The organism is Caballeronia sp. INML1 (genome assembly GCF_023631085.1).
Taxonomy (GTDB): Bacteria; Pseudomonadota; Gammaproteobacteria; order Burkholderiales; family Burkholderiaceae; genus Caballeronia; species Caballeronia turbans.
In genome coordinates, this window is record NZ_JALQDT010000026.1 from 24,937 (window position 1) to 48,821 (window position 23,885).

Genomic DNA, 23,885 nt, shown 5'->3' on the forward strand with positions numbered 1-23,885 from the left:
TGAGGTCGGAGATGGAATCGCACGGGCGGACGGTCCCTGGACGAACCGCGCAACCCTCGCGCGTGTGGATGCTTGATTGCGTCATTATAGCCAATCGGTTTGCGCGTCCTTTGCACGCACGGCGCGCGCCGGGCGTTGGCGCGATAATCGGATTCAGCATCGAATTCCAGCAGCAGAAACCCGATTTCAGGAGACGTGCATGGAAGACGCGAAGCATTTCATCAACAACCGATGGGTCGCGCCATCGGGCAGGGAGACGATCCCCGTCGTCGATCCGTCGGACGGGCAGATCTTCGCGCAGATCGCGCGCGGCTCGGCGGCCGACATCGACCTCGCCGTCGCCGCCGCCCGCGCCGCGTTCGAAGGCGACTGGGGCGCGATGAGCGCCGCCGAGCGCGGACGCATCCTCGCGCGCCTGTCGATGCTGATTGGCGCGTGCCACGAGGAAATCGCGCAGATCGAGGCGCGCGACACCGGCAAGCCGCTCAGACAGGCGCGCGCCGACGCCACCGGCATCGCGCGCTACTTCGAGTTCTACGCGGGCGCCGCCGACAAGCTGCACGGCGAAACCCTGCCCTATCAATCCGGCTATACCGTGCTCACGATCCGCGAGCCGCACGGCGTGACGGGCCATATCGTGCCGTGGAACTATCCGCTGCAGATTTTCGGGCGCAGCGTCGGCGCCGCGCTCGCAACCGGCAATGCGTGCGTCGCGAAGCCGGCCGAAGACGCGTGCCTGTCGCTGTTGCGCATCGCCGAACTGGCGGCGGAAGCGGGCCTGCCCGACGGCGCGCTCAATATCGTCACCGGCTACGGGCACGAAGCGGGAGCGGCGCTCGCGCGGCATCCGGGCATCGACCACATCTCGTTTACGGGTTCGCCCGCGACGGGCGCGGCCGTCACCAAGATGGCCGCCGATAACCACGTCCCCGTGACACTCGAACTGGGCGGCAAGTCGCCGCAGATCGTGTTCGCCGATGCCGATTTCGACGCCGCGCTGCCCGTGCTCGTCGCCGCGATCGTGCAGAACGCGGGGCAGACATGCTCGGCGGGCAGCCGCGTGCTGATCGAACGCGCGGCCTACGAGCCGCTGCTCGAGCGGCTGTCGCAGGCGTTCGCGGCGCTGAAGGTCGGTCCGAGCAAGCTCGATCTCGACTGCGGCCCGCTCATCAGCGCGAAGCAGCAGCAGCGCGTGTGGGACTTTCTATCCGATGCGCAGCACGACGGCATCCCGATGGCCGCGCACGGCGAAGTCGTGGGCGATGCGCCCGAAGCGGGCTTCTATCAGGCGCCCACGTTGCTGCGCGACGTCCCGCCGACGCACCGTCTCGCGCGCGAGGAAGTGTTCGGCCCGGTGCTCGCCGCGATGCCCTTCGACGACGAAGCCGATGCGCTGAAACTCGCCAATGGCACCGACTACGGCCTCGTAGCCGGAATCTGGACACGCGACGGCGCGCGGCAGATGCGCCTCGCGCGCCGCGTGCGCTCGGGGCAGGTGTTCATCAACAACTACGGCGCGGGCGGCGGCATCGAATTGCCGTTCGGCGGCGTGAAGCATTCCGGGCATGGACGCGAGAAAGGTTTCGAAGCGCTGTACGGCTTCACGACGCTGAAGACCATCGCCATCAAACATGGGTAAATAACGGAGACAGGCATGCGACTGCAAGGCAAAACCGTGATCGTGACGGGCGGCGGCTCGGGCTTCGGCGAAGGCATCGCGAAGACCTTCGCGCGCGAGGGGGCGAACGTCGTCGTCAACGATCTCAACGGCCCGGCGGCCGAACGTGTGGCGAGCGAAATCGCGCTCGCGTCGTCGCCGGAAGTGAAGCACGGCCGCGCGATCGCCGTGGCGGGCGACGTCACCCGGCGCGCCGACTGGCAAACGCTCTTCGACGCGGCCATCCAGGACTTCGGCAGCGTGCAGGTCGTCGTCAACAACGCGGGCACGACGCATCGCAACAAGCCCGTACTCGACGTGACCGAAGCCGAATTCGACCGCGTCTATGCGGTGAACGTGAAGAGCATCTACTGGAGCGTCGAGCAGTTCGTGCCGTACTTCCGCGAGCAGGGCGGCGGCGCGTTCATCAATATCGCGTCGACGGCGGGCGTGCGGCCGCGCCCGGGACTCGTCTGGTACAACGGCAGCAAGGCGGCGGTGATCATCGCGAGCAAGGCGCTCGCGGTGGAGCTGGGCCCGGATCGCATCCGCGTGAACTGCATCAATCCGGTGATGGGCGAAACCGCCCTGCTCTCCGAGTTCATGGGCATGGAAGACACGCCCGAGAACCGCCGCAAGTTCCTCGCGACGATTCCGCTCGGCCGCTTCTCGACGCCGCAGGACATCGCCAACGCGGCGCTCTACCTCGCCTCCGACGACGCCGAGTTCATCACGGGCGTCGCCCTCGAAGTGGACGGCGGCCGCTGCGTCTGAGCGATGCGCGCACGCCGCGCGACGATGCGGCGTGCGCCCGGACATCCGTGCTTTCCCTAGCAATAACAAGCGTTTGGCGTGAATGTCGACGGGCTAGAATCCTTACGCGTCTGTAATCGCGAGCGGGCCCATCCGCTCGACGCCGAACGCTAAAAAACTAGAGGAGACGAGCAACATGGCCAGCACCGCCAACCCCATGCCCCGCCCCGGCGCGGGTGCGCCATCGGCCTTCGAGGAGGCCACGTATCGCAAGGTCGCGTGGCGGCTCTCGCCGCTTTTGCTGATCTGCTACGTGGTCGCGTATCTGGACCGCGTGAATGTCGGCTTCGCGAAACTGCAGATGGCCGCAGACCTGCAGCTCTCGGACGCCGTGTACGGCTTCGGCGCGGGCATCTTCTTCTTCGGCTACTTCATCTTCGAGATACCGAGCAACGTGATCCTGCATCGCGTGGGTGCGCGGGTGTGGATCGCGCGGATCATGATTTCGTGGGGCATCATTTCCGCGCTCACGATGTTCATCACGACGCCGATGATGTTCTACGTGATGCGCTTCCTGCTCGGCGCGGCGGAAGCGGGCTTCTTCCCCGGCATCATTCTTTATCTGACGTACTGGTTTCCGGCGCGCAGGCGCGGGCGCATGACGACGCTTTTCATGACGGCCATCGCGTTGTCCGGTCTGATCGGCGGTCCGATCAGCGGCTGGATCATGAAGAGTTTCGACGGCGTGCATGGCTGGCACGGCTGGCAATGGCTGCTCTTGCTCGAAGGCATCCCGTCGGTCGTGGTCGGTCTTGTCGTGCTCGCGATGCTCGACGACCGCATCGCGAAAGCGAAGTGGCTCACGCAGGAAGAACGCGAACTGCTCGAGCGCAATATCGCGGCGGATAACGTCGAGAAGGAAGATCTGCCGCTCGGCAAGATCCTGTCGAGCCCGAAGGTCTGGCTGATGAGCCTCATCTACTTCTCGTTCGTGATGGGTCTTTACGGCGTGAGCTTCTGGCTGCCGACGATCATCAAGTCGATGGGCGTCTCCGATGCATTGCAGGTCGGCCTGCTGTCCGCGATTCCGTATGGCGCGGCGGTGATCGGCATGCTGTACGCGGCGCGCAGCGCGGACCGGACCGGCGAGCGCCGCTGGCATATCGCGATTCCGGCGTTCATCGGCGCGATCGGGCTGGTGCTGTCGGTGGTGTGGGCGTCGAACACGACGCTCGCGATGATCGGCCTCACGCTTGCGACGATGGGCATTCTCACTACGTTGCCTTTGTTCTGGAGTCTGCCGACGGCGTTTCTCGCTGGGACGGGCGCGGCGGCGGGGATTGCGATGATCAATTCTTTGGGTAACCTGGCCGGGTTTTTGAGTCCCTATCTCGTCGGGTGGCTCAAGCAGGTGACCGCTTCTACTGCGAGCGGCATGTATATGCTTGCGGGGTTTCTCGTGCTTGGCGCGGTGCTCGCGTTGAGCGTGCCGGCGCGAATGGTTAATCGGTAGGGTTTTTTGATTGGGGCTTTGTGCTATTAGCTTTCGTGGAATCCTGATTTCGCGTCGGTCTATTAGCACTGCCCCTGTGCGGGGCTGCAGTCACTTTCTTTGCTGCTGCAAAGAAAGCAGCTCGTCTAGGCCCGCGGCCACACGCAGTTTGACCATGCTTGCCAACCGCGAGTGGCACCCGCCTAAGTATCGCCCTTGTAGGCCCAACCAAGCTTGGCTCGCGCACGGTCTGCCACCTCGCGCCGCTTGCTTCACTGGTTCAGCGCCAAATGGCTCCGGCCCGCTTCGCGGCCGACGGGTCAATCGGTCGGCGTGCAGCCCCCTCAGTTGTACACATCCCAGCTTCGGAATAACTCACTAGCACGGCTTGGTGACGCGCTGCCATTCGAGTATCAGCCGGATTCATTGGTTGACAATGCGACCGAATTGGCCGCGCGTGGAGTCAGCGAGGCAGAAGAGGCTGTGGAAGAATGCCAAGTCGCGCGAGCGACGTTTCAAGATTCATGCACTTACCTACTATATAAGGAACGAGCTTTTGAGAACTACCAGCGATGCCGAGGGTATTGAGATGAAAGACCGCCGCCGAGCCTGTTCATCGAGACGCCGTGCAATCAGCCATTGCAGAGCGAGCGGCCGCAGGATTCGTTTTCAACGTGCCTCCCTGATCGCGCCGATCAATGCGGCGAACCAGTGACGAACGAACACGCACGACTTATCGGATGTATGGCAATTCTTAGTCAGGCGCAAGCGCATCCAGAACTTCGCCCTCGTTTGCAAATCACTACTGCAAACTCGATGAATTGGGAACCGATCGAACGTCCCGATCAATAGCAGGGAGACATGGTTGGCACATGTGCGAAGAAAGCGACAGCCGCCCCGGGGAGAGGCAGTGCCAATAGACCGACACGATAACGGGATCGCGCAATAAGCAAAAACAAAGCGCACCCGCACCGCAACGATGCACGCAACCTCCGATGTGCACCAAAACCCCGCCCCACAACATGACCACGCAGCAGTAAAACCTTCCACGAACCACCCGCAAACCCAAGCGATCCGGGCATTCCACCCTCATTGGCATAACCCTTGCAGAACGATGCGAGCAATCGTCATTGCTCAAACAAACACATCGGCAAGGGGAACATTCATCATGAAACGACGCAGTCTGCTGAAGTTCGGCTCCATGTCGGGGGCGCTCGCCCTCGCGGGTCAGCTTCCGTTCACGAAGGCCCAGGCCGCCGATACGGGTCCGATCAAGGTCGGCGTCCTGCATTCGCTGTCGGGCACGATGGCGATCTCCGAGACGTCGCTGAAGGACACGGCGCTCATGACCATCGCCGATATAAACAAGAGCGGCGGCGTCATGGGCCGACAGCTCGAACCCGTCGTCGTCGATCCGGCTTCGAACTGGCCGCTCTTCGCCGAGAAAGCGCGTCAGCTTCTCACGCAGGACAAGTGCGCCGTCGTGTTCGGCTGCTGGACGTCCGTCTCGCGCAAGTCCGTGCTGCCGGTCTTCGAGGAACTCAACGGCCTGCTGTTCTACCCCGTGCAGTACGAAGGCGAAGAGATGTCGCGCAACGTGTTCTATACGGGCGCGGCGCCGAATCAGCAGGCAATCCCCGCCGTCGAATATCTGATGGGTCCGGAAGGCGGCAGCGCCAAGCGCTTCTTCCTGCTCGGCACCGACTACGTGTATCCGCGCACGACCAACAAGATCCTGCGCGCGTTCCTACATTCCAAGGGCGTCAAGGATGCGGACATACAAGAGGTCTACACACCATTCGGACATAGCGACTATCAAACCATCGTCGCGAACATCAAGACCTTTGCCCAAGGGGGAAAGACAACTGTCATCTCTACGATCAACGGCGATTCCAACGTACCGTTCTACAAGGAGCTCGGCAACCAGGGCCTGAAAGCGACCGACGTGCCCGTCGTCGCATTCTCGGTCGGTGAAGAAGAATTGCGCGGCATCGATACGAAGCCGCTCGTCGGCCATCTCGCCGCATGGAACTACTTCATGTCGGTAAAGAACACGAACAACTCGAAGTTCGAGAAGCAATTCTTCGAGTACGTGAAAGCGCAAAACCTGCCGGGCGGCGACAAGCGCGTGACGAACGATCCGATGGAAGCGACCTTTGTCGGCATCCACATGTGGAAGCAGGCCGTCGAAAAAGCCAAGAGCGCCGACGTCGACAAGGTGCGCACCGCGATGATCGGCCAGACCTTCGCCGCACCCTCGGGATTCACGCTGTCGATGGACGGCAATCACCATCTGCACAAGCCGGTGATGATCGGCGAAATTCGCGGCGACGGGCAGTTCAACGTCGTGTGGAAGACGAAGACGGCGGTGCGCGCGCAGCCGTGGAGTCCGTATATCGCTGGCAATCAGGGCAAGCCGGATATCGTCAGCTCCATTCCCGCGTTCCTGCGCCGTCAGCGCGTGCGTGTCGCGTGATGCCGTGATGGTTTGAAGCAGTGAGGCCGCGCGCGCCTTCCTGATTCGCGCGGCCGTCCATGTCTCATCAGAAAGGCCATCATGACCGGTTCCTTCATGCGCGTATTGCTCGCGCTCTTCATCGCGATCGCGCCGCTCAGCGCCCGCGCACTCACCAGCGACGACCTCGCCCCGCTCGCCGGAGACGACTTCGAAGCCAGATCCGCCGCCATCGACAAGCTCATCGCCAACGCCGATTCGCCATCGGTCGCCGTGCTGACCGCGCTGTCCGATGGCTCGCTCGTCGCGACCGACAACGGCCACGTCTACATTCAGACCGACGACGGCACGAAGGACCCGATCACCGGCAAGACCGTCGAAGCACCCGATGCGCAGCAGATCACGTTGAGCAACATCCTGCGCACGAAGGTCGCCGGCGCGTTGTCGGGCCTGCAGCTCGCCTCCGCCGATACCGCCAAACGCCGCGAAGCGATCGCAGCGCTCCTCAAGAACCCCGACGCCTCGATGAAGCCGTTGATCGACCGCGCGCGCGCCATCGAGAAAGATCCCGAACTGAAGAAGCGCCTCGACACGCTCTGGGCGATGACCGCCCTTCACGATCCCGACGTCGGCAAGCGCCTTGAAGCGGCGCAACTCGTCGCGGCGCGGCACGATCTGGACATGTACGAGCTGCTGCGCCCCATCGTCGCGAAGAAAGCCGACGGCTCCTTCGACGAACCCGATGAACGCGTGCGCAACGCGGCGCAGGAAGGCCTCTACGCGCTCGATTCGATTCAGCGCCGCAGCGAGATCTTCGGCACGATCTTCGCGGGCCTCTCGCTCGGCAGCGTGCTGTTGCTCGCGGCGCTCGGCCTCGCGATCACGTATGGCCTGATCGGCGTCATCAACATGGCGCACGGCGAGTTCCTGATGATCGGCGCGTACGCGACATATGTCGTGCAGAACCTCGTGCAGCATTACGCGCCCGCCGCGTTCAACTGGTATCCGCTGTTCGCGGTGCCCGCATCGTTCATCGCGGCGGCGCTGGTCGGCATCGTGCTGGAAAGGCTCGTGCTCAAACATCTCTATGGACGTCCGCTCGAAACACTGCTGACGACCTTCGGCATCAGCCTGATCCTGATTCAGGCGACGCGCACGCTCTTCGGCGCGCAGAACGTGCAGGTGACGAATCCTTCGTGGATGAGCGGCGGCGTCACGGTGATGCAGAACCTCATCCTGCCGTACAACCGTCTGACGATCCTCGCGTTCTCGCTCGCGGTGGTCGCGATCGCGTGGGGCGTGCTCACGAAGACGCGTCTTGGCCTCTTCGTGCGCGCGGTGACGCAGAACCGCCGCATGGCCGCGTGCGTCGGCGTGAAGACCGCGCGCGTCGATTCGTATGCGTTTGCGTTCGGTGCGGGCATCGCAGGACTCGGCGGCTGCGCGCTCTCGCAGATCGGCAACGTCGGGCCGGATCTCGGCCAGAGCTACATCATCGATTCGTTCATGGCGGTGGTGCTCGGCGGCGTCGGCCAGCTTGCGGGCACGGTGATCGGCGGCTTCGGGCTCGGGCTCGTGAGCAAGGCCGTCGAGCCGTTCTGGGGCGCGGTGCTCGCGAAGATCGCGGTGCTCGTGCTCATCGTGTTGTTCATTCAGAAGCGTCCGCAGGGCATGTTCGCCCTGAAGGGCCGCAGCGCGGAGGCCTGAGCCATGACCGCCTCGACCAACATCGGCGCGAATCTCGACGTCGCGCCGCAACCCGATGCGGGCGCCGCGCGCGCGGGGTTCGCGCTCGGCCTGCCGCCGCGCGCCGCGCTCCTGCCGCGTAACGGATGGCTCGCGCTGATCGCGCTCATCATCGCGATGTGCATCTTCGTGCCGGTCAGCGCGCTCGTGCTGCCCGAGACGAGCACGTTCCATCTGTCCGCCTATGCGATGACGCTCATCGGCAAGCTCATGTGCTATGCGATCGGCGCGCTCGCGCTCGATCTCGTGTGGGGTTACTGCGGCATCCTGAGCCTCGGCCATGCGCTCTTTTTCGCGCTCGGCGGCTACGCGATGGGCATGTACCTGATGCGCTCGATCGGCCGCGAAGGCACGTATCAGAGCGACCTGCCCGACTTCATGGTGTTCCTCGACTGGCACAAGCTGCCGTGGTACTGGGAAGGCACGGAGCATCTCTGGTACGCGTTGCTGCTCGTCGTGCTCGTGCCCGGCGTGCTCGCGTGGCTGTTCGGTTTCTTCACGTTCCGCTCGCGCGTGAAAGGCGTCTATCTGTCGATCATCACGCAGGCCATGACCTTCGCCGCGATGCTGCTCTTCTATCGCAATGAAACGGGCTTCGGCGGCAACAACGGCTTCACGGATTTCAAGCGCATCGCGGGCTTCTCCGTCACGCATCCGGGTACGCGCACGGCGTTGTTTCTCATCACGTTCGCCGTGCTCGTGCTCGCGTTTCTCGCGGCGCGCTGGATCGTCACGTCGAAGCTCGGGCGCGTCGTCACCGGCGTGCGCGACGGCGAAGCGCGTCTGATGTTTCTCGGCTACAGCCCGCTCGCGTACAAGCTCTTCATCTGGACCGTGTCGGCCGTGCTGTGCGGCATCGCGGGGGCGTTGTACGTGCCGCAGGTCGGCATCATCAATCCGAGCGAGATGTCGCCGGCAAATTCGATAGAAATGGCCATCTGGGTAGCGGTCGGCGGACGCGGCACGTTGATCGGCCCGATCATCGGCGCGTTTGCGGTGAACGGCGCGAAGAGCTTTTTCACCGCATACTTCGCGGAATACTGGCTGTTCTTCCTCGGCCTCATCTTCACGCTCGTGCCCTTGCTTTTGCCGAACGGCATCATGGGTCTCATCGATCTCGCGCGCCGCAAGAAGACCGCTGGAGATTGCGCAGAATGACCGCACACCATGCTTTGATCGTCGACCTTCCGCCGATTCCGCCCGCGCCGGATTCGCCCGAATCGAATCACAAGAACATCAACGTCATCTCGGGGCTGGGCCATGTGCTCGCGCCCGGTGAGATCGACGTATCGCACGGCACGATTCTCTATCTCGAGGACGTCACCGTGAGCTTCGATGGCTTTCGCGCATTGAACAAGCTGGCGTTGTCCATCGACGTGGGCGAGTTGCGCTGCGTGATCGGCCCGAACGGCGCGGGCAAGACGACGATGATGGACGTCATCACCGGCAAGACGCGCCCCGATGACGGCAAGGTCTTTCTCGGCCAGACGCTCGATCTCACGCGCATGTCGGAGCCGGTGATCGCTCGCACGGGCATCGGCCGCAAATTCCAGAAGCCGACTGTGTTCGAGAACCATCCCGTGTGGGAAAACCTCGAACTCGCGATGAAGACCGACAAGCGCTGGTTTGCATCTCTGCGCGCGCGGCTGGATCGGCAGGCACAGGCGCGCATCGAGGAAACACTGGAGCTGATTCGATTGCAGCATCAGGCGACGCGGCTCGCGGGGGAGCTTTCGCATGGACAGAAGCAGCGGCTCGAAATCGGCATGTTGCTGATGCAGCAGCCTGCTCTTTTGCTCCTCGATGAGCCTGCCGCAGGCATGACCGATCACGAGACGATGGAACTCGCCGAGCTTCTGAACAAGCTGCGGGGATCGTGTTCGATGATGGTCGTCGAGCATGATATGGAGTTCGTTGCTGCGCTTGCTGGCGACAGTGGCAAGGTCACTGTGATGGCTGAAGGACGGGTTCTCGCTGAAGGAACGTTGGATGATGTCAAGCGGGACGAGGCCGTTATTGAGTCTTATCTCGGGCGGTGATTTGTTTGTTGCCGCGGGCTTTCGTTTCGCGCAAGCCCGGGACGCTAACGGGATCCGGCGCAACGAAACCCCAACAGAAAGCAGGCCAAAATGCTAGAAGTCGAAAACCTGAACCAGTACTACGGCGGCAGCCACATCCTCCGCGATGTGAAGATGACCGTGCCCGACGGCGAGCTCACGGTGCTGCTCGGCCGCAACGGCGTCGGCAAGACGACACTGCTGCGCTGTCTGATGGGCGTCGTGCCGACCAAAAGCGGCACCATCAACTGGCGCGGCAACAAGATCTCGTCGATGCCAACTCACGCGCGTGTCGCGAACGGCCTCGCCTACGTGCCGCAGGGACGCGACATCTTCGGGCGTCTCACCGTGGAAGAGAACCTGCTGGTCGGCGCAGCGAGCCGAAAAGCGCCATCGAAGATTCCTGATCGCATCTACGATCTCTTCCCCGTCCTCAGAGACATGAAAAACCGCAGAGGCGGCGATCTCTCGGGCGGTCAGCAACAACAGCTCGCAATCGGCCGCGCGCTGATGAGCGAGCCGCAACTGCTCATCCTCGATGAACCGACCGAGGGCATCCAGCCGTCTATCATCCGCGACATCGGCCGCACGCTGCGACAGCTCGTCGATGAAATGGGCATGACCGTGCTGCTCGTCGAGCAGTATTACGACTTCGCACGCGAGCTCGCCGATCGCTACTGGGTGATGAGTCGCGGCGAAATCGTCGCGGGCGGCGCGGGCTCCGAGATGGACGAGCATGGAGTGCGCGAGCTGATCGCCGTATGATGACGATTCCCTCTCCATCGCGCATATCGCTTCTTTTTCATGCTTCATGAATCGCACGCGACGCTCGTCGATCCGAACACATGGCGCGGCTCGCTCGAACTCGGCTACGCGCATCAGCATGGCCGCACCGTTTGCGTTCATCGCAAGCACGAAGGACCGTTGAGGCTGCAACGGCCGCTCTATCCCGAAGGCGATATCTGTCACTCGGTGATCGTGCATCCGCCGGGCGGCGTGGCGGGCGGCGACCGCCTGTCCATCGACGTGCGCCTTCAGGAGCACACGCACGCCGTCATCACGACGCCCGGCGCGACCAAATGGTACAAGGCCAACGGCAAGCTCGCGACGCAGCGCATCGATATAGCTCTCGCGGCGCACGCGAAGCTCGACTGGCTACCGCAAAACAACATCGTGTTCGAGTCGTCGAACGTGGAACTCGAATTCAATCTCACACTCGATGAAGGCGCGAGCGCGATCGGCTGGGACGCGATGCTGCTCGGCCGCGCCGCCGCCGGCGAAAAGTGGACGCAAGGACACATCAAGGCGATATCGCGCATTACGCGGCGTGACGGCTCGACGCTCTGGTTCGAGCGCACGCTGCTCGATGCAAACGATCCGCTGCGCGATGCCGCGCAAGGACTCGCCGGCTTTCCCGCCTACGGCACGCTGTGGGCGATCGGCCCCGCTTGCGACGATGCCCTCGCCGAAGCCCTCACCGCGCAACTGCCCTTCGACGATGAACTGCGCGCCGGCGCATCGTGCGTCGGACCGGGCGTCTTGATCGTGCGCGCGATCAGCCGCTCGATGGAGCCGCTCCAGAACACGCTCACCGATTGCTGGACGCGCCTTCGTCCCGTCGTGCATGGCGTCGATGCGCGGCCTTTGCGTTTGTGGACTACCTAGTACGCACCAGCGCAGCGCATCGGATTGCACACCCGTTGTGCGCGACGACAGGCTTGCAACCGGCAAACGCAGGCGATACAACGAATAGACATCGATGGCACGACTCTCGCTTTAAGCCTCGGCTCGAGAGCCGCGCCTTCCAATGCGGCCGTTCAAGACCGAAGGATCATCGATGCTCACCACGTTTTCCCGCGCGCGACGCACCGCACTCGTCGCGTTGCTGCTTTCCCTCGCGCCCTTCGCCGCGCACGCCGACGCCCTCGACACCATCGCCAGGAACGGCACATTGCGCGTCGCCGTGCCCGAGGACTATCCGCCTTTCGGCTCGGTCGGCGCGGACATGAAGCCGCAAGGCTACGACGTCGACATGGCCGCGTTGCTCGCCAAATCGATGAACGTGAAGCTCGAGCTCGTGCCCGTGAACAGCGCGAACCGCATTCCGTATCTCACGACCAACAAGGTCGATCTCGTGATCTCGTCGCTCGGCAAGACGCCGGAACGCGAGAAGGTGCTCGATTTCTCCACCCCTTATGCGCCCTACTTCCAGGGCGTGTTCGGCCCCGCCGACATCAAGGTGAGCAGCCCCGCCGATCTCACCGGCAAGACCGTCGGCGCGACGCGCGGCGCGCTGGAAGAAATCGCGCTGTCGCAGATGGCACCGAACGCGACCATCAAGCGCTTCGAGGACAACAACGCGACCATCTCCGCGTTTCTCTCGGGACAGGTGCAACTGATCGCGGCGGGCAACATCGTCGCGGCCGCGATCCTTGCGAAGAATCCGCCGCGCCGGCCGGAAGCGAAGTTCATCATCAAGGATTCGCCCTGCTTCGTCGGCATGAACAAGAACGAGCCGCGCCTGATGACCAAGGTCGACGACACCATCGCGCAGGCAAAAAAGGACGGCACGCTCAACACGATGTCGAAGAAGTGGTTCAACCAGCCGCTGCCCGCGAGCCTTTGATCAAGAGCGCGGCAACGTATGGCCTATGAACTTCAATTCGCCGATCTCGCGCAGTACGCGGGCATGTTCGCGAGCGGCGCGGCGACGACGCTCGCATTGACCGCCGTGTCGACGGCGCTCGGCGTGTCGGTCGGCGTGCTCGGTGCCGCCGCGCGCGACAGCCGGCAAGCGTGGCTCGCCGCGATCGTCGGCGGTTATGTCGAGGCGGTGCGCAATACGCCGTTCATCGTGCAACTGTTCTTCGTGTTCTTCGGCCTGCCCGCGCTCGGCATTCACCTGAGCGAATACGTCGCGGCCATTCTTGCGATGACGCTCAATCTCGGCGCGTACTCGATCGAAATCATCCGCGCAGGCATCGCGGCCGTGCCGAAGGGGCATCACGAAGCGGCGGCGTCGCTGGCGATGTCGCGCGGCGAGACGTTTCGCCATGTCGTGCTGCCGCAGGCGCTCGCGAAGGTGTTTCCCGCGCTCACCAGCCAGATCGTCATCACGATGCTCGGCTCCGCCGTGGTATCGCAGATCTCGGTGCCGGACCTCACCTACGCCGCGAGCTATATTCAGTCACGCAACTTCCGCGCCTTCGAAACGTGCTTCTTCATTACGGCTGCGTATCTCGTGATGGCGCTCGTGTTGCGCACCGCGTTGAACGCGGCGGGCAAGCGCTTTCTGATGAGCAACCGGAGCGCAGCGCGATGATCGAGTTCACCCTCGCGCAAATTGTCGAGAACCTGTTGCTCGCGGCGCGCTGGACCGTCGTGCTGTCGATCGTGTCGTTCGTGCTGGGCGGCATCGTCGGCTTCGCGCTGCTCGTGATGCGCGTCTCGGGTTCGCACCTGCTGCGCACGCTCGTCAAGGCGTATATCCAGATCTTTCAGGGCACGCCCCTGCTGATGCAACTGTTCCTCGTGTTCTTCGGCCTGCCGCTGCTCGGCATCGAGGTTTCGCCGTGGCTCGCCGCGACGGTCGGTCTCACGCTCTTCACGAGCGCCTATCTCGCGGAAATCTGGCGCGGCGCGGTCGAAGCGGTGCCGAAGGGACAATGGGAAGCGTCATCCAGTCTCGCGATGAGCTACTTCGAGCAGCTTCGACACGTGGTCCTGCCGCAGGCGACACGCATCGCGGTCGGTCCGACGGTCGGCTTCGCGGTGCAGGCGGTGAAGGACACGGCGCTCGTATCGATCATCGGCTTCACGGAACTCACGAAGGCCGGCACGATGATTTCGAACGCGACTTTCCGGCCGTTCCTCGTCTATGGGCTCGTCGCCATCATCTACTTCGTGCTTTGCTATCCGTTGACGCGCTATGCGCGCACGCTCGAAAGGAAATGGAATGCCGCTCGTTGAAACCCGCAATCTTCACAAGCAGTTCGGCGCGAATCAGGTGCTGAAGGGAATCGACTTTGCCGTCGAGCGCGGTCAGGTCGTGTCGATCATCGGGCGCAGCGGCTCGGGAAAGAGCACGCTGTTGCGCACGTTGAACGGGCTCGAAAGCATCGACGAAGGTTCGATCGAAATCGACGGCGAGCATATCGATGCGCGTCATGCCGACCTGCGCGCGCTGCGTCTGAAGGTCGGCATGGTGTTTCAGCAATACAACCTCTTTCCGCATCTGACCGCGGGAGAGAACGTGATGCTCGCGCAGACCGTGGTCAGGAAGATCCACAAGGCGAAGGCGCGCGCGACCGCGCATACTGTGCTCGAGCGCGTCGGTCTCGGCGACAAGTTCGACGCCTATCCCGATCAGCTTTCCGGCGGCCAGCAGCAGCGCGTGGCGATCGCGCGCGCGCTCGCGATGAAGCCGACCGTCCTGCTCTGCGACGAGATCACGTCGGCGCTCGATCCGGAACTCGTCGGCGAAGTGCTCGCGGTCGTCGAAGATCTCGCGCGCGACGGCATGACGCTCATCATGGTCACGCACGAGATGCGCTTCGCACGCAAGGTGAGCGACAAGGTCGTGTTCATGCATCAGGGACGCGTGTGGGAATCGGGGGCGCCGGAAGCCATTTTCGAAAAGCCCTCGAGCGTCGAGCTGCAGCGCTTCATCCAGTGACATGCAAGCTCTCCGAAAGCCCGTCCGATGCTAGCATTGCAAGGCCCGAAACGCCTTTCTCCGTAAAAGAAGCTCATGAAACTCACGCCCCGAGAAAAGGACAAGCTGCTGATCTTCACCGCAGCATTGCTCGCCGAACGCCGCCGCGCGCGCGGCCTCAAGCTCAATCATCCGGAAGCGGTCGCATTCATTTCGGCCGCATTGATGGAAGCCGCGCGCGACGGCAGGACGGTCGCCGAAGTCATGCACTACGGCACCACGCTTCTCACGCGCGACGACGTGATGGAAGGGGTGCCGGAGATGATTCCCGACATCCAGATCGAAGCGACTTTCCCCGATGGCACGAAGCTCGTGACGGTTCATCATCCGATCCCTTAAGAACATGATCCCCGGCGAATACTTCATCGACGATGGCGAGCACGAACTCAACGCGGGACGCGAGACCGTGACGGTCGTCGTCGCGAATCATGGCGACCGTCCCGTGCAGGTCGGCTCGCATTTTCACTTCTACGAAGTCAACGCGGCACTGAAGTTCGAACGCGAGAAGGCGCGCGGCTTTCGGCTGAACATCGCGGCGGGCACGGCCGTGCGCTTCGAGCCGGGACAGGAGCGCACCGTCGAGCTCGTCGCGCTCGCAGGCGACCGGCACGTCTACGGCTTCAATGGCCTCGTGATGGGCCCACTCTGAACAGGACATCGAAAACATGACGCTACGCATCGGCCGCCGCGCTTATGCTGAAATGTTCGGCCCGACCACCGGCGACCGCGTGCGCCTCGCCGACACCGATCTCATCATCGAAGTCGAGCGCGACTTCACCACCTACGGCGAAGAAGTGAAATTCGGCGGCGGCAAGGTGATTCGCGACGGCATGGGCCAGTCGCAACGCCCCGCCGCCGAGGTCGTCGATACGGTCGTGACGAACGCGCTGATCCTCGATCACTGGGGCATCGTGAAAGCCGATATCGGCATCAAGGGCGGACGCGTCTTCGCGATCGGCAAGGCGGGCAATCCCGACATCCAGCCGAACGTGAGCATCGCGATCGGCGCGGCGACCGAAGTGATCGCGGGCGAAGGCATGATCGTCACCGCGGGCGGCGTCGATACGCATATCCACTTCATCAGCCCGCAGCAGATCGACGAAGCGCTCGCGAGCGGCGTGACGACGATGCTCGGCGGGGGCACCGGACCCGCGACCGGCACCAACGCGACGACCTGCACGCCGGGCCCCTGGCACATGGAGCGCATGCTGCAGGCCGCCGATGGCTGGCCGGTCAATCTAGGCTTTCTCGGCAAGGGCAACGCGAGCCTGCCCGGGCCGCTGATCGAACAGGTGAAAGCGGGCGCGATCGGCCTGAAGCTGCACGAGGACTGGGGCACGACGCCCGCCGCGATCGACAATTGCCTGTCGGTGGCCGACGACACCGACACGCAAGTCGCCATCCACACCGACACGCTCAACGAAGCGGGCTTCGTCGAGACGACCATCGCCGCGTTCAAGGGCCGCACGATCCACACGTATCACACCGAAGGCGCGGGCGGCGGCCATGCGCCGGACATCATCAAGGTGGCGGGCGAATCGAACGTGCTGCCCTCTTCCACCAATCCGACCCGCCCCTACACCGTCAACACGCTCGACGAGCATCTCGACATGCTGATGGTGTGCCATCACCTCGATCCGTCGATCGCGGAGGACATCGCGTTCGCGGAATCGCGCATTCGCCGCGAGACGATCGCGGCCGAAGACATCCTGCACGATCTCGGCGCGTTGTCGATGCTGTCGTCCGATTCGCAGGCGATGGGCCGCGTCGGCGAAGTCATCATTCGCACCTGGCAGACGGCGCACAAGATGAAGGTGCAGCGCGGCGCGCTCGCCGAAGACAATGCGCGCAACGACAATTTCCGCGCGAAGCGATATGTGGCGAAGTACACGATCAATCCGGCGATCACGCATGGCATCGCGCATGAAGTCGGTTCCATCGAGCCGGGCAAATGGGCCGATCTCGTATTCTGGGAGCCCGCGTTCTTCGGCGTGAAGCCCGCGATGATCGTCAAGGGCGGCATGATCGCGGTCGCGCAGATGGGCGACCCGAACGCGTCCATTCCGACGCCGCAGCCGGTGCATTACCGCGAGATGTTCGCGACGCGCGGCGGCGCGCTCGGCAAGACGTCGCTGACCTTCGTGTCGCAGCTCGCGGCGGAATCGCGCATCGCGGATCGTTACGGCCTCAACAAGCAGATCGTCGCGGTGAAGAACTGCCGCAATGTGACCAAGGCCGACATGATTCACAATGCATGGCAGCCGTCCATCAGCGTCGATCCGCAGACCTATCAGGTGATCGCCGATGGGCAATTGCTCACATGCGATCCCGCCACCGTTCTGCCGATGGCGCAGCGCTATTTTCTGTTCTGAGTCTTCATGCGTACCATCGACAAACGTCTGACCGCCAAGCTCGCGCCCGTGCTCGTCAAGCGCGCGCCTACCCTCACCCTGCCTTTCGATGCGCGCGGCAAGAGCCGTCTCGCCGCCACGCTCGACAACGGCGAGGAAGTCGCCCTCGTGATGCCGCGCGGCACCGTGCTCGCGGACGGCGACATGCTCGTCGCGGATGACGGCGGCTTCGTGCGCGTGGTCGCGGCAACGCAGGACGTGCTCGTCGTGCGCGCGCCGAGCGTGCGGCTATTGACGCGTGCCGCTTATCACCTCGGCAATCGCCATACGCCAGTGGAAGTCGGCGCGGACTATCTCAAGCTCGAAGCGGATCCCGTGCTCGAAGACATGCTGAAGCGCCTGGGCGTGCTCGTCGCGCATGAATCGCAGCCGTTCCAGCCCGAAACCGGCGCATACGGCGGCGGTCACAAGCACGGCCATGACGAGACGTTCAGCGAAGACTACGCGCTCGCGCAAAAGGTCTTCGACGAGCATCACGGGCATGATCATTCGCACGATCACGACCATGCTCACGATCACTCGTCGTGCGGTCACGATCATCACCATCATCACGGTCATGCGCATCGCTGAACTCACGGCGCTTATGCATCTCGCGTCGCCGGCGCTGCCGATCGGTGCGTTCAGCTATTCGCAGGGACTCGAAGCGGCGATCGAGCACGGCCTGGTCCACGACGGCGACAGCGCGCGCGACTGGATCGCGAGCGGCTTGAGCACCGTGCTCGCGCGTGGCGAACTGCCGTTGCTCGCGCATCAGATCGAGCATTGGCGTTCGCACGACGAAGCCGCGTTGAGAGCGGCGAACGATGAATACATCGCGAGCCGCGAATCGGCGGAACTGAGACGCGAAACCGAGCAGATGGGCTGGTCGCTCGCGCAGTTGTGCGCATCGCTCGAATGGGGCGACGCATCGCGCCGCGCGACGCTCGCCGCGATCAAACCCATCGCGCAACCGAGCGCGTTCGCCTTCGCCGCGTTCGCGCACGATGCGGCGGCGGAAGCAGCGCTCGCCGCCTACGCGTTCAGCTGGGTCGAGAATCAGGCGGCCGCCGCGCTCAAGGCCGTGCCGCTCGGCCAGCTCGCGGGGCAGCGCATCATCGTCGCGTTGCGCGAGCCGATCGACGCCGCCGTGCGCCGCGCGCTCGATACATCGCCCGAACGGGTCAACACCTTCGCGCCGCAACTCGGCATCTTGTCCGCGCGGCATGAATCGCAATACTCGCGGCTCTTCCGCTCCTGAACCGGTATTTTCATGAACACTCCCGCTTATTCTTCCGCCGCCCGCCGAACCAAGAAACTGCCGCCGTTGCGCGTCGGCGTCGGCGGCCCGGTCGGTTCCGGCAAGACCACGCTGCTCGAAATGCTCTGCAAGGCGATGCGCGACAACTACGATCTCGTCGCCATCACCAACGATATCTATACGAAGGAAGATCAGCGCCTGCTCACGATCGCGGGCGCGCTGCCGGCCGAGCGCATCATGGGCGTCGAGACGGGCGGCTGTCCGCATACGGCGATCCGCGAGGATGCGTCGATCAATCTCGAGGCCGTCGATCGCATGGTGTCGAAGTTTCCGGACGCCGATATCGTGTTCATCGAATCCGGCGGCGACAACCTCGCGGCGACCTTCAGCCCGGAACTCTCCGACCTGACCATCTATGTGATCGATGTGGCGGGCGGCGAGAAGATTCCGCGCAAGGGCGGCCCTGGCATCACGAAGTCGGATCTGCTCGTGATCAACAAGACCGACCTCGCGCCTCATGTCGGCGCGAATCTCGACATCATGGCGAGCGACGCGAGGAAGATGCGCGGCGAGCGGCCCTTCGTCATGTGCAATCTGAAGGCGCTCGACGGGCTCGATGAAGTCGTCGGCTTCATCGAGAAGAAGGGACTGCTGCTCGCGTAAGACGCGCTAGGCCAGCGCAATCGAGTTCGATATCGAGACCGTGTTCTCACCCACCTGCACGAAATCGCGCTTCATCTCGACGTGCCATTTGAGGAAGTTGCGGCTGTTCGATTCGCCGGGAAGCATCCAGTCGTGCAACTCGATCACGACGACCGGGAACATGTTCAGGGCATCGCAATGGCGCGAAAACAGGTCCGATTCCGCGCCTTCGATATCGATCTTGAGAATGAACGGCGTCACGCCGGATGCCGGCATCACGTCTTCGAGCGTCAGCGCGTCGACGGCATACCCATTTTCCATGGGCCGGTCGGCCGTGCGGAAGGCCCATTCACCCGCGCCCGGATCGTTGAGATAGAGCGTGCCGCGCGTGGCCGCGATCGCGGCGTTCAGCGGCGTGATCGCAGGAAAGGCCTCCGCGTTTTTCTTGAGCAGCGCAAAATTCGATACATCCGGCTCGATGGCGACGATCTTTGCCTTTGGATACGTGAGCGCGTACCACACCGCAGCGGCGCCGATATTGGCGCCCGCATCGACGATCAGCGGATTTTCGCAAGCCTCATAGAACGCCGCGATCTCCTTCGCGCGGCTGAGATGATCCGTGGCGTACTGGCGCAGAAAGAAGATCTGCTTGCAAACCGAGCGATCCGCGAGGCAAGGCCGATATTCGAAGCGCCTGTTGCCCGGGAGCACGAGACCGTGCGTGCCGTATCGGACGCTGCCCCATGCATCGGTTGCTGTGTGGCGGGGCCGCAGCAGGCGCAAGAGGCCTGGCGGAATCATGTCTTTGACGACGGACCTGATGAAATCTTGCATGCGCGTCCTCGAAAGAAGCTTGGCAGCATGTTCGCAGGCGTCCGGCCTATGGATGTGCGTTCGACGCGGCCGGGTGGAGGTTCAGTATCCCTCTAACCTTTCCGGCGTTCAACCCTCGAATTGTCAGCGGAATAAGGGTTAAGGTCAGATGATTGACCGAAGAACCGCAGGTCAAGGCACCACTGACGCGATGACGAAATCACTTCGCCGCGTCGCTTTCCTCTTCGAGCAATGCGCTCAGCACGCTCACCGTTCGCTGCGTCGCGCCGCGATGCCGCGCCGCGAAGGCTGACGCGGCCGCGCTCATCGAAAGCCGCCTTGCCTTGTCGCCGAAAATCTCGCGCAGCCCGCGCGCGAGTTCCTGCGGGTCCTGCACACGCAGTGCGGCGCCTGCCGCGATTGCATCGTTGGTCGCCTGCGTGAAATTGAACGTATGCGGCCCGATCAGCACCGGCACGCCCGCCGCGCACGCTTCAATCAGATTCTGCCCGCCGAGCGGCAACAGGCTCCCGCCGATGAACGCGAGATCCGCCGCGGCGTAATACGCGCCGAGTTCGCCCATCGAATCGCCGAGCAGGACCTGCACGCTTTCCGGCAGCGGTTCGGGCACATCCGCGCCCGATCCCGCCGCCGCAGGCTTCGGCGCCCACACCGAACGGCGCGCGCTCGTCAGACCCAGGCTCGCGATCAGCGCCGACACTTCATCGAACCGCTGCGGGTGACGCGGCACCAGAATCAGCAACGCATTGGGCACATTGAGCGCCGCGAACGCGCGCAGCACGAGCGTCTCCTCGCCCTCGCGCGTGCTCGCCGCGACCCACACCGGCCGCTCGCCGATCGCCGAGCGCCACGCCTGACCGCGCGCGACCAGTTCGGGCGGCGCGGTCATATCGAACTTCAGATTGCCGAGCACCGCGACATTGCGCGCGCCGAGCGCGGTGAGCCGCTCGGCGTCGGACGGCGTCTGCGCGAGCACGCGCGAAAAGCCGCCGAACACTTCGCGCACCGCGCGCCCGAACTTCGCCGCGCGCCGATACGACCGCTCCGACATGCGCGCGTTCGTCAACACGAGCGGCACGTCGCCGCGCTTGCATTCGTCGATGAGCGTCGGCCAGACTTCCGTCTCCATCACGATGCCGAGCGACGGACGCCATGCGCGCAGGAAGCGCCGCACGAGAACGGGCAAATCGTAGGGGAGATAGCTGCGCGACACGCGATCGCCGAACAGTTCGAGGCCCGTCGCGCGGCCGCTCGGCGTCATGTGCGTGAGCAGCACGCGGGCTTCGGGATGCGCCTTCATCAATGCGTCGATGAGCGGTTGCGCCGCGCGCGTCTCGCCGACCGATACCGCATGCACCCAGATGAGCGGCGCGAGATCGTCGGCGCGGCGGGCAGGGATATGTCCGAACCGCTCGCCGATATGCTCGCGGTAACCGCGCTCCTTGCGCGAGCGGATGTAGAGCCGCAGCACCGCGAGCGGCGCGACGATCCACCAGAGCGCCCGGTAGACGAGCCTCAGGACGGCAGCCGATGCGCCCGCGGAAGCGGCGCCGCTCAAACGAGCGCCCTGCCCTTCAGGCGCTCGAGAATGCCGAGCGGCGCGCATTCGGGGCGCACCATCGCCTTGACGGGCAAAAAGAAGGTCTGCTCCATCATGAACTGGCCGGACATCACCGCGTGCGATGTGTGATCGGAGAAGCAGACCCACACCGAGCCGGGCGGAAATGGCATCGTCTCCTGCGGCGCAGTCTTCTGATAGTCGAGATCGGCCTTCATCGCGTCATGCAGATGCAGCATCAGATGGTCGTATTCGCTACGCGGCGACTTCGTGATGTGCAGCAGATTCATGAGCCACGCCGAACCGGGCATCTGCGTCTTGATGCCGGGCAGGAAGCGCTTGGCCATGTCCTCGAACGGTTCGCCGACACGCCACACGCGCGGCGATCCGTTCGGGTTGACATTCGTGAACACGCGCAGGATGCGCTCGCCGTAGTTCGGGCGCGACGGAAAAGCATCGACGTGCAGGCGGCTGTCGTCCTTGCGCCAGGATGTCTCGCGCGTTTCGACCTGATGCAGCCGCAGGCTCGTGGGCGCGACGCGCAGCTTGCCGTCGTATTCGGGAAAGAGGCCGTCGACGAGCGAGCGCGCATGATCCTGATAACGCTTGATGAGCGAGCGCACCGCCGATTGCATCACGCTATCGCCGAGCACGCCGTTCAACGCGCCGCCGTTGGGCGCGAGACTGATGTTCTTGCGTTTGGGGTCCGCGATCTTCGGATCGAGCAGCGCGAGTTCGCCGCCTTCGATCGGAAAACGCAGATTGGGGAAATACAGCACCTTGCCGTTTTCGACGCCGGCCAGGAGCGTCTCGCGCGGCACGGAGAGATTCTTTCCCTGCCAATCGCCAGACGCGACTTCGATAATTTGAGATTCCGTCATGTGTCTACGACCTTGAGTTGCAAGCGCACGGCGCAGCGCACGATGAAAACGCCACAGCACGCTACAGCAGGCCGAAGCCCGCGAGCGCGGTCTTGACTTCGGAAAGCGTCGGATGCCGGCTCGCGTCGCCGAGATTGACCACCTGCGGCGACCAGTAGCCGCCGGTGCGCCATGCGGTCGAGAAATTGTACAACTCGACGGTCGGGCGCTTCAGCGCCGCGGCAATATGCACCAAGCCCGTATCGACGCCGACGGTCGCGGCGGCGCCGTCGATCAGTCCGACCACCGCGGGCAGCGAGAGCTTCGGCGGCACGATCGCGGCCGCCCCGAATTCCTTCGCGAGCTTTTCGCTCGTCGCGCGTTCGGCCTCGCTGCCCCACGGCAACACGATCGATGCGCCGCGCGTGACGAGCGCCTGCCCGAGCTCGATCCATGCGGCTTCGGGCCATTGCTTGTCGGCGCGCGACGTGGCGTGCACGAACACGACATACGGCACCGGCAGATTCAGCCCGAGCTCGGAGACGGCGAGCGTCGCGCGCCGCGTGTCGAGGCCGAAGTCGATGTCGTCGGTCATCTGCGGCTTCGGCAGATCGAGCGCGGCCGCCACGAGTTGCCGCGTGCGCTCGACGACGTGGGTGCGCGGCTCGATCGGCACGCGGCGGTCGTAGAAGAAACGCACGGGCCATTCGTAGCCGGCGCCGTCGGTGCGATTGCCGAGCCCGACGAGCGGCCCGCGCGCCCAGCTCGCGACCCACGCGGTCTTGATAAGGCCCTGGCAGTCGATCACGAGATCGTATTTTTCGGCGGCGAGCTCGCGCTTGAACTTGCCGATCTCGCGCCAGTTCGCGGGCGACGTGAACGCCTTGCGCCAGCGCCTGAGCGAGAACGGGATCGCGCGACGGACGCCGTGCACCAGTTCGACGAGACCCGCGAAACTTTCCTCGACGAGCCAGTCGATCCGTGCATCGGGATAGCGGCGGCGGATGTCGGCGATAGCCGGCATGTTGTGAACGACGTCGCCGAGCGACGACACGCGGACGATCAGGATCTTTTGCACGCTGTGGAGGGAAAGGCGCGGACGGCGCGGCGCAGTGAGCAGGAAAGGGGAGATTTTAGAGCGTGTCGGGGGAGTTTGGCTAAGAAATGCTTGGCCGCTGGGGGCGGCGTGCGGGGGGACTGGGCTCTTCCGCCGGATCCCGTTTTGTTGTTGGTTTATTAGCGTTGCCCCTATGCGGGGCGGCAGTCACTTTCTTTGCTGCTGCAAAGAAAGTAACCAAAGAAAGCAGCTTGTTAGGCCCGCGGTCACACGCAGTTTGGCCATGCGTGCCAGCCGATCGTGGGCTGCCTAAGTGTCGCCCTCATAGGCCCGACCGGGCTTGGATCGCGCACGGTCTGACAAGCTAGTACTCAAAAGACGCTGGTTCAGCACCAAATAGCGCCGGCACAGC

23 protein-coding genes are annotated in these 23,885 nt (G+C 63.8%); 19 read left to right on the forward strand and 4 right to left on the reverse strand.

Translation table 11 applies throughout. The features are described 5' to 3' along the window. Positions 1-199: 199 nt before the first annotated feature. The 19 genes from NCR38_RS10015 (at position 200) to ureG (ending at position 19,185) form a co-directional block, all read left to right on the forward strand. Positions 200-1,639 carry an aldehyde dehydrogenase family protein gene (locus NCR38_RS10015; protein ID WP_061121141.1) on the forward strand — a complete coding sequence of 480 codons (1,440 nt, stop codon included), beginning with the start codon at positions 200-202 and terminating at the stop codon, positions 1,637-1,639. A gap of 15 nt (positions 1,640-1,654) precedes the next feature. Further along, on the forward strand, positions 1,655-2,431 hold the full coding sequence (locus tag NCR38_RS10020; protein ID WP_061121140.1) for an SDR family oxidoreductase: 777 nt from the start codon (positions 1,655-1,657) through the stop codon (positions 2,429-2,431). A gap of 175 nt (positions 2,432-2,606) precedes the next feature. Continuing rightward, the gene (locus NCR38_RS10025; RefSeq protein ID WP_061121139.1) at positions 2,607-3,923 is read left to right on the forward strand and encodes an MFS transporter; all 1,317 of its coding nucleotides are present in this window, start codon (positions 2,607-2,609) and stop codon (positions 3,921-3,923) included. Positions 3,924-5,070: 1,147 nt separating this feature from the next. Continuing rightward, a complete protein-coding gene (gene urtA, locus NCR38_RS10030; RefSeq protein ID WP_250476941.1) occupies positions 5,071-6,378 on the forward strand; it encodes an urea ABC transporter substrate-binding protein in 1,308 nt (435 codons plus the stop codon). Between the two features lie 81 nt (positions 6,379-6,459). After that, positions 6,460-8,064, forward strand: coding sequence for an urea ABC transporter permease subunit UrtB (gene urtB / locus NCR38_RS10035; protein WP_250476942.1), 1,605 nt, complete (start codon positions 6,460-6,462; stop codon positions 8,062-8,064). A gap of 3 nt (positions 8,065-8,067) precedes the next feature. Beyond that, positions 8,068-9,261, forward strand: a complete 1,194-nt coding sequence (gene urtC / locus NCR38_RS10040) for an urea ABC transporter permease subunit UrtC (RefSeq protein WP_250476943.1) — start codon at positions 8,068-8,070, stop codon at positions 9,259-9,261. After that, on the forward strand, positions 9,258-10,142 hold the full coding sequence (urtD, locus tag NCR38_RS10045; RefSeq protein ID WP_250476944.1) for an urea ABC transporter ATP-binding protein UrtD: 885 nt from the start codon (positions 9,258-9,260) through the stop codon (positions 10,140-10,142). The genes urtC and urtD overlap by 4 nt, the downstream gene beginning before the upstream one ends. 90 nt (positions 10,143-10,232) lie before the next feature. Beyond that, positions 10,233-10,925 (forward strand): urea ABC transporter ATP-binding subunit UrtE, encoded by a 693-nt coding sequence (urtE, locus tag NCR38_RS10050; protein WP_061121135.1) that lies wholly within the window; start codon positions 10,233-10,235, stop codon positions 10,923-10,925. Between the two features lie 39 nt (positions 10,926-10,964). After that, positions 10,965-11,825 (forward strand): urease accessory protein UreD, encoded by an 861-nt coding sequence (locus NCR38_RS10055; RefSeq protein WP_250476945.1) that lies wholly within the window; start codon positions 10,965-10,967, stop codon positions 11,823-11,825. A gap of 172 nt (positions 11,826-11,997) precedes the next feature. Further along, the gene (locus tag NCR38_RS10060; RefSeq protein WP_061121176.1) at positions 11,998-12,786 is read left to right on the forward strand and encodes a transporter substrate-binding domain-containing protein; all 789 of its coding nucleotides are present in this window, start codon (positions 11,998-12,000) and stop codon (positions 12,784-12,786) included. Between the two features lie 18 nt (positions 12,787-12,804). Continuing rightward, positions 12,805-13,482 (forward strand): amino acid ABC transporter permease, encoded by a 678-nt coding sequence (locus tag NCR38_RS10065; RefSeq protein WP_250476946.1) that lies wholly within the window; start codon positions 12,805-12,807, stop codon positions 13,480-13,482. Then, complete coding sequence (locus tag NCR38_RS10070; RefSeq protein WP_061121132.1) at positions 13,479-14,129, forward strand: amino acid ABC transporter permease; 651 nt, start codon at positions 13,479-13,481, stop codon at positions 14,127-14,129. Before NCR38_RS10065 ends, NCR38_RS10070 begins: the two co-directional genes overlap by 4 nt. Next, positions 14,116-14,835 carry an amino acid ABC transporter ATP-binding protein gene (locus NCR38_RS10075; protein WP_250476947.1) on the forward strand — a complete coding sequence of 240 codons (720 nt, stop codon included), beginning with the start codon at positions 14,116-14,118 and terminating at the stop codon, positions 14,833-14,835. The genes NCR38_RS10070 and NCR38_RS10075 overlap by 14 nt, the downstream gene beginning before the upstream one ends. A 75-nt stretch (positions 14,836-14,910) precedes the next feature. Beyond that, positions 14,911-15,213, forward strand: coding sequence for an urease subunit gamma (locus NCR38_RS10080; protein ID WP_014192076.1), 303 nt, complete (start codon positions 14,911-14,913; stop codon positions 15,211-15,213). A gap of 4 nt (positions 15,214-15,217) precedes the next feature. Next, positions 15,218-15,523: an urease subunit beta gene (locus tag NCR38_RS10085; protein ID WP_061121130.1), complete on the forward strand. Its 306-nt coding sequence runs from the start codon at positions 15,218-15,220 to the stop codon at positions 15,521-15,523. A 16-nt stretch (positions 15,524-15,539) separates the two neighbouring features. Next, entirely contained in the window at positions 15,540-17,246 is a 1,707-nt protein-coding gene (ureC, locus tag NCR38_RS10090) for an urease subunit alpha (protein WP_061121129.1), read from the forward strand. 6 nt (positions 17,247-17,252) lie between these two features. Then, entirely contained in the window at positions 17,253-17,855 is a 603-nt protein-coding gene (ureE, locus tag NCR38_RS10095; RefSeq protein ID WP_250476948.1) for an urease accessory protein UreE, read from the forward strand. Next, entirely contained in the window at positions 17,842-18,522 is a 681-nt protein-coding gene (locus NCR38_RS10100; RefSeq protein WP_250476955.1) for an urease accessory protein UreF, read from the forward strand. The genes ureE and NCR38_RS10100 overlap by 14 nt, the downstream gene beginning before the upstream one ends. Positions 18,523-18,534: 12 nt before the next feature. Next, positions 18,535-19,185, forward strand: a complete 651-nt coding sequence (ureG, locus tag NCR38_RS10105) for an urease accessory protein UreG (RefSeq protein ID WP_250476949.1) — start codon at positions 18,535-18,537, stop codon at positions 19,183-19,185. 6 nt (positions 19,186-19,191) lie between these two features. Here ureG and NCR38_RS10110 read toward each other — a convergent pair whose 3' ends face one another. From NCR38_RS10110 to waaC, 4 genes are all read right to left on the reverse strand, one after another. Next, positions 19,192-19,998: an FkbM family methyltransferase gene (locus NCR38_RS10110; protein ID WP_250476950.1), complete on the reverse strand. Its 807-nt coding sequence runs from the start codon at positions 19,996-19,998 to the stop codon at positions 19,192-19,194. Positions 19,999-20,197: 199 nt separating this feature from the next. Next, positions 20,198-21,556: a lipid IV(A) 3-deoxy-D-manno-octulosonic acid transferase gene (gene waaA, locus NCR38_RS10115; RefSeq protein WP_250476951.1), complete on the reverse strand. Its 1,359-nt coding sequence runs from the start codon at positions 21,554-21,556 to the stop codon at positions 20,198-20,200. After that, complete coding sequence (locus NCR38_RS10120) at positions 21,553-22,437, reverse strand: Kdo hydroxylase family protein (RefSeq protein ID WP_250476952.1); 885 nt, start codon at positions 22,435-22,437, stop codon at positions 21,553-21,555. Before NCR38_RS10120 ends, waaA begins: the two co-directional genes overlap by 4 nt. Positions 22,438-22,498: 61 nt before the next feature. Further along, positions 22,499-23,440, reverse strand: coding sequence for a lipopolysaccharide heptosyltransferase I (gene waaC / locus NCR38_RS10125; protein ID WP_284503687.1), 942 nt, complete (start codon positions 23,438-23,440; stop codon positions 22,499-22,501). Positions 23,441-23,885: the final 445 nt, after the last annotated feature.

Bases quoted from the DNA above. Each gene is read 5' to 3' on its own strand.
- NCR38_RS10020 (WP_061121140.1), top strand. From the start codon at position 1,655: ATGCGACTGCAAGGCAAAACCGTGATCGTGACGGGCGGCGGCTCGGGC.
- ureE (WP_250476948.1), top strand. From the start codon at position 17,253: ATGCGTACCATCGACAAACGTCTGACCGCCAAGCTCGCGCCCGTGCTC.
- NCR38_RS10120 (WP_250476952.1), bottom strand. From the start codon at position 22,437: ATGACGGAATCTCAAATTATCGAAGTCGCGTCTGGCGATTGGCAGGGA.
- NCR38_RS10065 (WP_250476946.1), top strand. From the start codon at position 12,805: ATGGCCTATGAACTTCAATTCGCCGATCTCGCGCAGTACGCGGGCATG.
- ureC (WP_061121129.1), top strand. From the start codon at position 15,540: ATGACGCTACGCATCGGCCGCCGCGCTTATGCTGAAATGTTCGGCCCG.
- NCR38_RS10080 (WP_014192076.1), top strand. From the start codon at position 14,911: ATGAAACTCACGCCCCGAGAAAAGGACAAGCTGCTGATCTTCACCGCA.
- NCR38_RS10060 (WP_061121176.1), top strand. From the start codon at position 11,998: ATGCTCACCACGTTTTCCCGCGCGCGACGCACCGCACTCGTCGCGTTG.
- urtA (WP_250476941.1), top strand. From the start codon at position 5,071: ATGAAACGACGCAGTCTGCTGAAGTTCGGCTCCATGTCGGGGGCGCTC.
- urtE (WP_061121135.1), top strand. From the start codon at position 10,233: ATGCTAGAAGTCGAAAACCTGAACCAGTACTACGGCGGCAGCCACATC.
- NCR38_RS10070 (WP_061121132.1), top strand. From the start codon at position 13,479: ATGATCGAGTTCACCCTCGCGCAAATTGTCGAGAACCTGTTGCTCGCG.
- urtD (WP_250476944.1), top strand. From the start codon at position 9,258: ATGACCGCACACCATGCTTTGATCGTCGACCTTCCGCCGATTCCGCCC.
- urtC (WP_250476943.1), top strand. From the start codon at position 8,068: ATGACCGCCTCGACCAACATCGGCGCGAATCTCGACGTCGCGCCGCAA.
- NCR38_RS10015 (WP_061121141.1), top strand. From the start codon at position 200: ATGGAAGACGCGAAGCATTTCATCAACAACCGATGGGTCGCGCCATCG.
- ureG (WP_250476949.1), top strand. From the start codon at position 18,535: ATGAACACTCCCGCTTATTCTTCCGCCGCCCGCCGAACCAAGAAACTG.
- waaC (WP_284503687.1), bottom strand. From the start codon at position 23,440: ATGCCGGCTATCGCCGACATCCGCCGCCGCTATCCCGATGCACGGATC.
- NCR38_RS10075 (WP_250476947.1), top strand. From the start codon at position 14,116: ATGCCGCTCGTTGAAACCCGCAATCTTCACAAGCAGTTCGGCGCGAAT.
- NCR38_RS10025 (WP_061121139.1), top strand. From the start codon at position 2,607: ATGGCCAGCACCGCCAACCCCATGCCCCGCCCCGGCGCGGGTGCGCCA.
- NCR38_RS10085 (WP_061121130.1), top strand. From the start codon at position 15,218: ATGATCCCCGGCGAATACTTCATCGACGATGGCGAGCACGAACTCAAC.
- NCR38_RS10055 (WP_250476945.1), top strand. From the start codon at position 10,965: ATGCTTCATGAATCGCACGCGACGCTCGTCGATCCGAACACATGGCGC.
- urtB (WP_250476942.1), top strand. From the start codon at position 6,460: ATGACCGGTTCCTTCATGCGCGTATTGCTCGCGCTCTTCATCGCGATC.
- NCR38_RS10100 (WP_250476955.1), top strand. From the start codon at position 17,842: ATGCGCATCGCTGAACTCACGGCGCTTATGCATCTCGCGTCGCCGGCG.
- NCR38_RS10110 (WP_250476950.1), bottom strand. From the start codon at position 19,998: ATGCAAGATTTCATCAGGTCCGTCGTCAAAGACATGATTCCGCCAGGC.